The organism is Verrucomicrobium spinosum DSM 4136 = JCM 18804 (assembly GCF_000172155.1).
GTDB classification, from domain to species: Bacteria; Verrucomicrobiota; Verrucomicrobiia; order Verrucomicrobiales; family Verrucomicrobiaceae; genus Verrucomicrobium; species Verrucomicrobium spinosum.
In genome coordinates this window covers 4987363-4998232 of record NZ_ABIZ01000001.1, presented here as the reverse complement: position 1 = coordinate 4998232, position 10870 = coordinate 4987363, and the positions used below count along the sequence as shown (strand labels likewise).

The window sequence follows — 10870 nt, the reverse complement described above, 5'->3', positions numbered from 1 at the left end:
ATAGATCCACCTTAGAGCTTATAGCCACAGCTCACCGCAGCCTCCCCTTGGGGGAGGACGTCGACAATTCGGTGATGTCGAGAAACTTTCGCGAACTCGAATGCCAGATCTTAGGCGAGTTTCATAAATGATTCTCGCAAGGGGATGACTTTTTTGTCCAGTTGGTGGGTCGCATGAATGTGGCGCACCGTTCCACTGCGGGCTCGCATGAGAATGGAGTGCGTCTCGGCCCGATGGCCAATCAGCTTCACACCGGGCAGGAGCGAGCTGTCGCTGATGCCTGTGGCGCAGAATAGGGCGCTTTCGCCCAAGACCAGGTCATCCACGAAGAAGACTTTTGTCAGTTCCTCGCGAGTCACGAGTGCGGCCACCTCGGAATGGTGCTCCTGATTGTGAAACCACATCCGGAGCTGCATGTCGCCTTCCAGGCACTTCAGCGCCGCTGCGGCCAGCACGCCTTCCGGGGTGCCGCCCATGCCAATATAGAGATCCACTCCTGATTCGGGGAGGGACGGGGCGACCGCCGCCGTGATGTCGCCATCAGAGATCATGCGCATCGCGGCACCCGCCTCGCGGATCTCGCGGAAGATCTCACCGTGCCTGGGCCGGTCCATCGTCACTACGACCAGATCGCTGATGCGCTTCCCCAGCACCTCGGCCACAAAGCTGAGCACCTCTTTAAGAGGCATGTCCAGGAAACTGCGGGTGCCCTGTTCAGCCAGGGCCTTCTTTACGGCCGGACCGTAGGCGATCTTGTGGCAGTAGAAGCTGGGGAGGCTCTTCATCACATTGGGCGCTCCATCCGGCACCTGGGCGGCGGCCATGACCGAGATGCTGTTGGGAAGGCCTTTGGCGATGTTGGTGGTGCCATCGATCGGGTCCAGGGCGATGTTGAAACGTGGGCTGCCATTGCGCCAGGTGCCGAGTTGTTCCCCCACGAAAATCCCCGGAGCATTGTCCTTGATGCCCTCGCCAATCACGACCTCGCCACGGATGTCCAGAATATCGAAGACACCCGCGATGGCGGCGCAGGCAGCGGCATCGGCCTTCTCCTTCTCCCCACGCCCCAGCCAGTGAATGGCTTGGAGGGCCGCGTTTTCCGTGGCTCGTACGAACTCAAACTCCAGGATGCGTTCCAGGTCCTGTGAACTGCGAAGAGGCGGAAGGTCGGTGGGCTGCATGGGCTGAAATGGGAAGCTGGCACTGATTAAAGCATAGATGTGCAGCGGCGCAGATGACCAATCTCAGCTTTCTTGTCACGCAGAAGCGGGAGGTGCGGTGTCGATCCCGGGGCGCTAGAAAGACACTCCGGGGGCGGTCCGCTCCCTGCTGGGAGAGGGGGGCGCACCTCCAGCGATGATGAGACCTGCTGTAGTTACCGTGAACCGAGACTCGCTCTCAGTCGTTGTTGCGCACCACGCCGGCCCCTTCGTCAACTTTGAGACCGTTGGCCACGATGTTGTCGCGGACCCGGTTTTCACGACCGCCCTCCACCCGGAGGGAGAGGGTGCCTTTTCTGGCCTCTCCTTCCCGATCATCACGAATGACGCAGCCCGAGACCAGCGTGCGGGTGCAGTCCTTCAACCAGAGTCCAATATTGTCGCAGTCGAAGATGCTGCAGTCTGTGACGGTGAAGCGGTCACACTTCTCCAGGCGTACGGCGGCTGGCTTTTGCCAGACTCCCTTCACCAGCAATCCGTTCAGCTTGCAGTCGGCTGAGTTGCGGAAGGTCAGGCCATTCAGGTCTTTGGACCAGTTGCCATTCACCACGTAGCGGGGGTTCCGGTCGAAGTCGTTGGGCCCCACCACTACACACTGGCTGTTTTCCACCAGGAGATCGTGCTCAAATCCTTCCCAAAAGGTGTTGCCCGTGATGTTTACTCCGCGGGCGTTGTCCAGATGGATGTTCACCATCACATCACTGAAGACATTGCCCGTGATGGTGATGTGCCCCTCCTGGGTGGAGGTGCTGTTTTTGAGACTGGTGACGCCCTTGCCCAGCACCCGGATGTTGGCGCTGCCCGGTGACTTGCTGTTGTGCTGGATGGTGCAGCCGGTGATGGCCACCTCGTCTGTGCTGCCTTCGGAGGAGTCGATCAAGATGTTGGCGGTGGGAGTGGTGTCCGCGGTCATGTTGCTCTCGATATCGCAGGTGCCGATATGGACGTTGCGCACCTCGCCACCTTTGAAGACGATGCCACCCTGGGCGTTGTAGCTGATGTGGCTGCCCACGATATTGGATTGGTGCAGGTTCACGTGGTCATAGAAGATTCCGCACCCCGTGTTGTGGTAGATGTGGCAGTTGGCGATCAGGACATTGCGGTTGCGCGTGGTGAGCCGGATGCCATGGCGCACGCGGTGGATGTTCGTCTCGCTGACGGTGAGTTGCATCACACCTGTCGCCTGAATGCCATCGGCCTCAGCGTGGGTGCCCGTGATGCCGACCCCTCGCACCATGGGCATGCGCTGGTTTTGCCAGACATTTTCCTGGAAGCTTTTGGGATCTGCGGAGCCCGTCAAGTGAGTGCCGACAAAGTGGAGTGCTGGCCCGCCCGCCGTCATGACCAGACTGCCAGTGCCATCGCTGACGAGCGAGGTGAATCCGGTCTTGTCCAGATCCACCGTGATGGTCTTGGTAAGTAGGTAATTGCCCTTGGGCAGCACGATCGAGCCCAGCCCGCTGTCCACGGCCCTCTGAATGGCAGCCGTGTCGTCGGCCTTGCCATCACCCACCGCTCCGAAATCACGCACGGATTTGCCACCCTCCGCGTGGATGAGGGGAGCGACCGCAAGCAGGATCAGACTGGTGATCAAGAGACAAAAAGAGGGGGCGGTGTAAGGCATCTTCATGGGTCGGGTGATGGGAAGCCTGTACCTACGGGGAATGCAGAGGAGTGTTGCATGCGATAGGGGACGGTACTGGTATTTTTGTCATCACTCGATGAGTCGCCATCTCAAGTTCGGCTCTTGTCAGGCGGTGGAGGAACAGCTTATGCTCGCGGGCATGAAGACGCTTTTGGCGGGTGGTTTAGCGGTAGCATTGCTCTTGTGCATGGGCATGGTTCCGAGCCATGCATTGGAGGTTGAGACGGACTTTGACGGAGCGTCGGTGAGAGTGCTGGGCCTGGATGCCGGTACTCAGGAAGTCAGGTTTATGCCGGGCGGGCAGGCGGAACGCGGCTGGCCCTGCTGGTGGTACTTCCGGGTTGCCGGCGTGAAGCCGGACCAGCCGCTGACGTTGAAGTTGTCGGGAAGTGATGCTGTGGTGGCCAAAGGGGCGGGCGGGCCTTTGACGAAGCCCCTCTCAGCAGCATGGGCCATGCCTTTGCGAGCGGCCTGGTCGCCCGATGGCAAGACTTGGCGGCAAACACAATCTGGCAAGAAGGGAGCAGAGGGGCAGATGGAGTATCAACTTCCGCCTGGCAGTGCCTCTGCCAGCGGACGGGTACTGGTGGCGTGGGGGCCGCCTTACTCCCCGGCCAAGGCAGAGGAGTGGGTGCGACAGACCGGCTCAGAACATCGGATGGCAGAGGAGATGGAACTCTGTCGCTCCCGGGAAGGGCGGCGGGTGCCCATGCTGAGGATCAGTGAAGGGGACCGGGTGCCGGAGCGGCGCTTCGGCGTGTGGGTACACGCCCGCCAGCATGCGTGGGAGTCCGGATCCAGCTGGGTTTGCCAGGGGTTCGTGGAGTGGGTCATGAGTGCGGATGTGGGCGCTGCCTGGCTCCGGCAGAATGCGGAGATCTATGTGGTGCCGGTGATGGATGTGGACAACGCCGCCACGGGCAATGGGGGCAAGGATGCGCTCCCGCAGGATCACAACCGCGACTGGAGTGAGAAGCCCAACTGGAATGAGGTGGCCGCCGCCCAGAAGATTCTCAAGGGCCTGGCGGCCGAGGGAAGGCTGGATGTGTTCCTCGATTTACATAACCCGGCTCCGGGGGATCTGAAGGCCTTCTTCTACGCTCCTGCCCTGGAGTTGCTTCAACCGGAGGCGAAGGCCTTCAAGGCGGATTTCCTGAAACTCGCCAGGACGGAGATCGAGCCAGTGATGCCCATGCTGGCAGAGCCCAAGATCACGGCTTCCTCATACCATCCTTTGTGGCGGCAGATCAGCGGCAACTGGGTGCAGGCCAACGGTAATGCGAAGACTGTGGCCCTGTGTCTGGAGACTCCCTGGAATACGGCCAGCAGCACCACGGAGGGGTATCGGGACGTAGGGGCAGCTCTGGCGAAGGCGCTCGGATCCCATCTCCAGGAGCGAAGTCCGTGATCAGTACTTGTCCAGCTCCTGAGCGCGGAACAGTTCCTCCTTGGTCATCTCGTGCGGCGTGTGGCGATGCTGATAGGTGATGCCCAGAACGAAGACGGCCACGTCCGTGACCAGAAAGAACATGGCAATGATCAGGGCATAGCGCTTGATGACCTCGTCCAGCCGCTTGTTGCGATTCACGGAAATTTCCTCTGCGCGGCTGAACCGCGACTGATAGAGGCGGCGCCACCCCCGAGGATCGCGGGCGATGCTGAAGGTCCAGAGGAACAACCCCGTGAATACAATGCACGCAAGCTGATAGGCGAGGGGGAAATTCTCCACCTCGCCACCCGGGACTACTGCCAGCACCGCCTCATTTAACATTTCCAATTTTCAATCGAGCAGAAAGAAAGTTCCAGCATGAACTTTCGCTCAGCGAGATGAAAATTGGTCTTCCTCTGGGCTGCCACCCAGAGTCACGGACACTTGGGCGTCATTGGCCGCGAGGTGAGTGAGGCAGTGATAGACGTCCTCCACATCGGCCTGGAGCGGGGCGGCGATAGCAGGGGCGGTGCCGCTGCCTGCCTTGACAAGCTGTTCACGCACCTGGGAGAGCAGGGTGAGGAACACCCCAGCCGCCTTTTTGCCCGCCTCCACTCCTGGCTGGTGGTAGGCATTGATGTTTACCAGGCTGGCATAGAAGGAGACCGCACGGTCATAGAGGGCGATGATGGCACCCACGGTGAAGGGGGTGACCTCTGGAATGCTGATGGTCACGGACTCGCGTCCGTTCTCAAACAAGGCCTTGCGCGTGCCACGAAGGAAGCCCTGCAGGAAGTCACTGCAGCGGGTGCCCGGTTCTACTTCGACCTGAGCTGCGTCGGAGCCCTTGCGCACTTCGATGAAGGTGGCGAAGAAGTTGTTCACGCCATCGCGAAGCTGCTGCACATACGCGTGCTGGTCGGTGGATCCCTTGTTGCCGTACACCGCAATGCCCTGGTTGACCTTGTTGCCATCCAGATCCAGTTCCTTGCCCAGCGACTCCATGACGAGTTGCTGGAGGTACTTGCTCAGCAGGACCAGACGGTCCTTGTAGGGAAGGATGACCATGTCCTTCGTGCCCTTGCCGCCGCCAGCGTGGTGCCACATCAGAGCCAGCAGCATGGAGACGTTCTGTGCCACGGGGAGGGAGCGGGTCTTCTCGTCCATGGCAGCAGCGCCAGCCAGGAGGGAGTCGATGTCCACACCCTGCAAGGCCATGGGCACCAGGCCCACCGTGTGCATCACGGAGGTGCGACCGCCTACCCAGTCCGTCATGGGAAAGATCTTCAGCCAGTTGTTCTGCGTGGCGTAGGCTTCCAGCTTGCTGCTGATGTTGTTGGCCGCCGTGCCGGTGACGGCGACCGCATGCTTGGAGAAATTCAACCCGGCGCGCTCATAGGCGGCCCGCGCTTCGAGCATGCCGTTGCGGGTTTCGGGCGTGCCACCGGACTTGGAGATCACCACGGTGAGCGTTTCGGCAAGACCTTCTCCGATCTCGCTGAACACGCGCTGAATGCCTTCCGGGTCGGTATTGTCAAAGAACCAGGTCTGCAGCGGGGCGGTCCAGGAATCCACAAGGGCGTCACGCATGAACTGCGGGCCCAGAGCGGAGCCGCCGATGCCGATCACGAGCAGCTTTGTGAACTTTCCGCCTTTTTCTGTGGTGATCTCGCCAGCGTGTATCTTGGCGGCGAAGGCCTTGCTCTCGGCGATGTCGTCCTCGATGCCTTTTTGCAACTCCGGAGTGGGGGCGAGTTTGGCATTGCGGAGCCAGTAGTGCCCCACCATGCGACCTTCGTCGGGATTGACGATTTCGCCCGCCTCGAGCTTCTTCATGTCGGCCACAGCCCTCTCCGTCAGAGGGGCCATCTTGGTGAAGAAGTCATCGCCGAAATTCATCCGGCTGATGTCGAGCGTGATGCCCAGGTCAGAATAGCGGACGAAGTTGGATTGAAAACGCTGCCAGAGACTCATTGGGGCCGATGTAAGCAGGATTGCAACCGGGTGCAAGGGCGAATGGAAGCACTGCTTGACCCCGGAGGGCATCTGGTGAGAATTGGGGAATGAAAGCACTCTTCTTTGCGCTTCTGCTCACCACCCTTACCGCCATGTCTGCCTTTGCTGATGCCCCCTACCGCCACGTTGTCTTGTTCAAGTTCAAAGACACTGCTTCCAAAGAGCAAATCAAGGCGGTGGAAGAGGCATTCCGCGAGCTGCCGAAGCAGGTGAACACCATCACCGACTTTGAATGGGGCACCAACGTAAGCCCGGAAGGGAAAGACGAAGGCTTCACCCACTGTTTCTTCGTGACGTTCAAGGACAAAGCTGGCTTGGAGGTGTATCTGCCCCACCCGGCGCACAAGGAGTTTGGCAGCAAACTCAAGGGCCTCATCGACAAGGTGTTGGTGGTGGATTTTGTCGCGCAGAAGTAGCTTGAATCTCCGGCGGTATCGTCGCCGTCAGGTTTGAGTATTTGGAGGCGGGTCCGGAAGGCCCGCCTTCTTTGTGATTTGGTGTGCAGGTGGAGGAACTGGAGCTGGCGGCAGGGAGTCAAGAAAGACTCCTTCATTGACGCGATGAAATGATTTCATGCGGACGGGGCAGAGTGTCTGGCAGGGCCTCAGCCGCGAAGATGTCTCATGGATGCCAGGTCGAGACCTGAGCTTTGCGTTGCCGCAGGCGTGCCTCGTTCGGGGGTGATGTCTTGACGAAGGATCTGGACCAGGCGGATGAGGTCCTCCTCGGTAATGTCCACAAAAGAGTCGAGCGTCCGGAGGGCCTGCACGATCTGCTCGTGGCTGGGAGCCGGTGTCGCGATGGCAGTGTCGTCCCGCAACAGGGTCGTGGGGGCCGGAACGGTCACGGCGGGGCGGTTGAAGAGAGCAGGGTAGCGCCTCCAGGCGAACAGCGCGTTAAACAGGATGGCAATCGTGACCATGGTGACGGCATTGGCCAGGACGGGAAAGATGACAAACTTGTAGCCCAGCGCCTGCACGGCCGGACCGCCCAGTACGGCCGTCAGGGCGGTGGCACCGCCGGGAGGATGGATGCACTTGAAGACGTGCATGGCCAGGATGGCCAATGCCACCGCCGCTGCCGCTGCCGCATAGTGATTGGGGATCGCCCGGGCGCACAGCACACCGAAGAAGGCAGAGAATCCATGCCCGGCAATCACGGGCCACGGTTGGGAAAGGGATCCATGCGGCACGGCAAAGAGAAGCACAGCGCTTGCCCCCATGGAGGCAATGACCGCCGCGGCACCTGAAAGATGGAGCGTGGACTCCGTGATGACGAGCAGGAGGATAATGGAAATAAACCCACCTGCCGCCGAGACAGCTTTCTCCCGCGGGCTGACAGGGTTGAGCTCGACACCTAGGAATGCTCTGAATGATGACATGGGGACTTGAGGGGACAACGAGGGGAGGATGACGGGTTCTCGTGAACCCGGGTTTGCCGGTGGCCGTGCTTGCGGCTCAGGCGGCGGGTGAGGGCGTCCTGGAGGATGGTACTTGCTTCCAGCAGGTGCTGCGGAGAAGCCCCCACTCGAATACCTGCTCCCCCTGGAGCTGAAAGCCAGCCTGCCGTAGCAGCGGATCGGGACAGGTCAGGCGACGGGCGGGAAGCCTTGTCACTGTGCGGAAGAACCAGTACATCAATCCCAGAATGAGCTGGCTGCGAATCTTCTGCCAGCCGGCGGGTGCCTCCTGAAAGTCCGCCACCAGCCAATGCCCGGCCGGGGGGGCAGAGGAGGCGATGGTTGGAATGAGGTGCTGAAGCTGCTCCGGGCGGAAGCAGTCCAGAAAAAAATGGGTGACGATCAGATCGTAGGTCTTTCTCGGTGGTTGCCACGCCAGGGCATCCGCGTGAATGAAGGTGACCCGGTCTGCCGTCAACCGATGGCGTCGCAGCGCCTTCATCGCCTGCTCAATCATGCCGGTGCTGGCATCCAGATACGTGACATGAGTATTAGGAAACTTCTTCAGGCACTCCACCAGGAACCGGCCATGACCTTCGCCCAGCATCAGGACATGCTGGGGGGTAGGCACCTCCTCCAGGAAGGCGCAGCGGCAACGGTGGAGCTTGCGGCCCGCCAGGAGGAGTTCCATCCAGCGGTAAACCGGGGCGAGAATGTCAAAACTCATGGCTGGGGAGTCCAGAGCCGCCGCGGGAGCCATCGGTGACGGTGCCACCACAGACCGGCGACGAGCGCGCCAGCACTATAGGCCAGCACGTCCCGCCAGTCACTCCCGCTGTGGGGCATGAACCGGGGGCCGATGTATTCGCAGAAGACGGACCAGAGCAGGAGATGGAAGATGATTTCCCCGCTGGTGGGCATGGCTTGTGGGGCCCCCAGTCCCAGCACCCTGTGCAGCCACAGCACCGGCGGCAGCGCGCAGGGGATCACCCACAGGTCATTGAATTGATAATAGATGAACTCCACGCCCACCTGGGGTTTGATGAGCCAACGGTTCAAGGCATAGGCAGTGCATCCCACCAGAAAGAGGGGATCCAGCAGGTAGCGGAAGCGTGGAGTGTCGCGAGCCTTCACAGGAGTGCCAGCATGGTCCACCCGGCGGCGGCGGCGATGGCAGTCTTCAGGATCATAACTTTGAGGACGAGCATGGGTTTGGAGGTGTGGGTTGGGGGGGGTGAGGTGGGTGTCTGGGTATTGATTCCCTGAGGCAGATAGCCGGAGTTCAACGGATGGACCGGAGGTGCTCCTCGTCATGAAGACGCTGACGTGCAGAGAGTATGGCGCTACGCCCCAGATAGCCGATCAGGTGATCCGGGCGTTCGCGTTCCACCACGGGCATGCGCCCGATGTTCTGGGCCAGCATGCGATTCAAGGCGTCGGCCAGAGGCTCGTCTGGGTAGGTGACAGTGAGAGGGCTTGATCCCGCCTCCTCCACCGTGAGGGTCTCGTTCTCTGCCGCATCTGGCAGAGCCCGGATGATGTCTCCGCGGGTGACGATGCCCTTGAGCCGCTGCTCTGGATCGAGCACCAGGGTGGCCTGATGCCCGGCCAAGATGGGATCGCCTGCCGCAATCCGTCTGGCGAGCTCCTGGAGTTTCATCGTGCTGGGGACGGTCGGCACCTGGGTATCCATGACATCCTGCACGCGGGCCAGTTCAAAGGGGTCGATGCTGTACTCGCAAGTGATGTGCTGACCGCGGCGGGCGAGCTTTTCTGTGAGAATGGAGCGGCGCAGCCACAGGGCGGTGACGGCGAAGGAAGCGATGCTGCCTGCCAGAAGGGCGGGCATGACGTTGAAGTCATGGGTAAGCTCCACCGCGAAAACCATCGCGGTGAGGGGGGCGCGCATGGTGCCGCCAATCATGGCCGCGAGGCCGACCAGCGCCCAGAGGGGAACATCCCCCGCAGGGATCCAGTGCCCCAGAAACGCGCCCATGGCGCTGCCCAGGATGAGCAGAGGGGCGAGGACCCCGCCGGAGGTGCCGGAACCCAGGGCGACCGCCCAGACGAGGGCCTTGAGCACCGCCAGACTGAGGAGCACGTGCCCGGCCAGCTCTCCGCGCAGGGTGTGGTGGATGGTCTCGTAGCCCACACCGAGCACGCGAGGTTCGATGAGTCCACCCATGCCCACAAACACGGCCCCCATGGCAGGCCACCACATCCAGTGAAGGGGCACCTTTTTGAAGGCATCCTCCGCAGCATACACGAGTGTCGTTACGATGCCGGAACCCAGCCCCACCAAAACTCCCAAAGCCCCGGCGTAGCCCATCTCCTCTCCGGAGAGTCCCACGTGGGGCAACACGGGAAACACCGGACCGGCCCCCAGGAAGATTGGGCGCAGGCACGCGGCCACGAGCGCAGCGACGGCCACCGGGATGAGACTGCGCGGTTTCCACTCAAACAGGAGCAGCTCCACGGCAAGCAGGACGGCCGCCACGGGAGTGCCAAAGATGGCGGTCATGCCGGCGGCAGCACCTGACACCAGCAGCGTCTTCCGCTCCGCAGCGCTCAGATGGAACTGTTGCGCTAGGATGGAGCCTAGAGCTCCTCCGGTCATGATAATCGGACCTTCTGCTCCAAAGGGCCCACCGGTGCCGATGGAGATGGCGGCAGACACTGGCTTGAGCACCGCCACTTTGGGATGGATGCGGCTCCGACCATGCAGAATCGCTTCCAGAGCCTCCGGGATGCCGTGGCCCCGGATCTTGTCCGAGCCATAGCGAGCCATGAACCCGATGATCAGGGCTCCTGCCACCGGCACGGCGACGACCCAGTAACCCCACACGTGTCCCAATGGCGAGGCCTCGGCTGAGGACCACGTGAGATGAAAGCAGAGGTTGGTGATCGTGTTGATCAGCCAGACGAGAATGGCCGCCGCCACGGTGCTCAAGCCGGCCGCCAGCACTGCCAGGGCGCAGAGCACCAGCACCCGGTGAGAAATGCGGTAGTCCGAAAGATGAGCCCCTGTTTGCGGCAGGCGATGCACGGTTGCGGGGGAGAAAGGGCGGGCGGACGGCATAAGGAGTGTTACATATATCGTAGTGCGATATATGTCAACAACCACTGGCGAGAGTGCGATCAGCGGTGCATGCTGCTGCCCC

The 10870-nt window shown here is 61.3% G+C and carries 10 protein-coding genes; 2 read left to right on the top strand and 8 right to left on the bottom strand.

What is annotated here, in order from left to right; translation table 11 throughout:
- Positions 1-110 precede the first annotated feature (110 nt).
- Positions 111-1181 carry a class II fructose-bisphosphatase gene (gene glpX, locus VSP_RS20200; RefSeq protein WP_009962966.1) on the bottom strand — a complete coding sequence of 357 codons (1071 nt, stop codon included), beginning with the start codon at positions 1179-1181 and terminating at the stop codon, positions 111-113.
- Positions 1182-1398: 217 nt separating this feature from the next.
- Positions 1399-2850: a right-handed parallel beta-helix repeat-containing protein gene (locus tag VSP_RS20195; protein ID WP_009962965.1), complete on the bottom strand. Its 1452-nt coding sequence runs from the start codon at positions 2848-2850 to the stop codon at positions 1399-1401.
- A gap of 91 nt (positions 2851-2941) precedes the next feature.
- Here VSP_RS20195 and VSP_RS20190 point away from each other — a divergent pair, with 91 nt between their 5' ends.
- Complete coding sequence (locus tag VSP_RS20190) at positions 2942-4273, top strand: M14 family zinc carboxypeptidase (RefSeq protein WP_009962964.1); 1332 nt, start codon at positions 2942-2944, stop codon at positions 4271-4273.
- On the opposite strand, the gene VSP_RS20185 is transcribed toward VSP_RS20190, so the two are convergent.
- Entirely contained in the window at positions 4274-4642 is a 369-nt protein-coding gene (locus tag VSP_RS20185; protein ID WP_198141198.1) for a hypothetical protein, read from the bottom strand.
- A 42-nt stretch (positions 4643-4684) separates the two neighbouring features.
- On the bottom strand, positions 4685-6268 hold the full coding sequence (locus tag VSP_RS20180; protein ID WP_009962961.1) for a glucose-6-phosphate isomerase: 1584 nt from the start codon (positions 6266-6268) through the stop codon (positions 4685-4687).
- Positions 6269-6402: 134 nt separating this feature from the next.
- On the opposite strand from VSP_RS20180, the gene VSP_RS20175 reads away from it, so the two are divergent.
- Positions 6403-6726, top strand: coding sequence for a Dabb family protein (locus tag VSP_RS20175; RefSeq protein WP_232289497.1), 324 nt, complete (start codon positions 6403-6405; stop codon positions 6724-6726).
- Positions 6727-6914: 188 nt separating this feature from the next.
- Here the strand turns inward: VSP_RS20175 and VSP_RS36435 are convergent, their stop codons facing one another.
- The 4 genes from VSP_RS36435 to VSP_RS20150 all read right to left on the bottom strand — a co-directional run bounded on the left by VSP_RS36435 (position 6915) and on the right by VSP_RS20150 (position 10788).
- Complete coding sequence (locus VSP_RS36435) at positions 6915-7691, bottom strand: HPP family protein (protein ID WP_009962959.1); 777 nt, start codon at positions 7689-7691, stop codon at positions 6915-6917.
- A gap of 76 nt (positions 7692-7767) precedes the next feature.
- Positions 7768-8436, bottom strand: coding sequence for a class I SAM-dependent methyltransferase (locus VSP_RS20165; protein WP_009962958.1), 669 nt, complete (start codon positions 8434-8436; stop codon positions 7768-7770).
- Positions 8433-9023 (bottom strand): hypothetical protein, encoded by a 591-nt coding sequence (locus tag VSP_RS20160; protein ID WP_157210979.1) that lies wholly within the window; start codon positions 9021-9023, stop codon positions 8433-8435. The genes VSP_RS20165 and VSP_RS20160 overlap by 4 nt, the downstream gene beginning before the upstream one ends.
- Positions 8992-10788, bottom strand: a complete 1797-nt coding sequence (locus VSP_RS20150) for a chloride channel protein (protein WP_009962954.1) — start codon at positions 10786-10788, stop codon at positions 8992-8994. The genes VSP_RS20160 and VSP_RS20150 overlap by 32 nt, the downstream gene beginning before the upstream one ends.
- Between the last annotated feature and the right edge of the window lie 82 nt (positions 10789-10870).

Excerpts from the sequence above, each read along its gene's own strand:
- glpX (WP_009962966.1), bottom strand. The coding sequence starts at position 1,181 with ATGCAGCCCACCGACCTTCCGCCTCTTCGCAGTTCACAGGACCTGGAA.
- VSP_RS20180 (WP_009962961.1), bottom strand. The coding sequence starts at position 6,268 with ATGAGTCTCTGGCAGCGTTTTCAATCCAACTTCGTCCGCTATTCTGAC.
- VSP_RS20195 (WP_009962965.1), bottom strand. The coding sequence starts at position 2,850 with ATGAAGATGCCTTACACCGCCCCCTCTTTTTGTCTCTTGATCACCAGT.
- VSP_RS36435 (WP_009962959.1), bottom strand. The coding sequence starts at position 7,691 with ATGTCATCATTCAGAGCATTCCTAGGTGTCGAGCTCAACCCTGTCAGC.
- VSP_RS20190 (WP_009962964.1), top strand. The coding sequence starts at position 2,942 with ATGAGTCGCCATCTCAAGTTCGGCTCTTGTCAGGCGGTGGAGGAACAG.
- VSP_RS20175 (WP_232289497.1), top strand. The coding sequence starts at position 6,403 with ATGTCTGCCTTTGCTGATGCCCCCTACCGCCACGTTGTCTTGTTCAAG.
- VSP_RS20165 (WP_009962958.1), bottom strand. The coding sequence starts at position 8,436 with ATGAGTTTTGACATTCTCGCCCCGGTTTACCGCTGGATGGAACTCCTC.
- VSP_RS20150 (WP_009962954.1), bottom strand. The coding sequence starts at position 10,788 with ATGCCGTCCGCCCGCCCTTTCTCCCCCGCAACCGTGCATCGCCTGCCG.
- VSP_RS20160 (WP_157210979.1), bottom strand. The coding sequence starts at position 9,023 with ATGACGAGGAGCACCTCCGGTCCATCCGTTGAACTCCGGCTATCTGCC.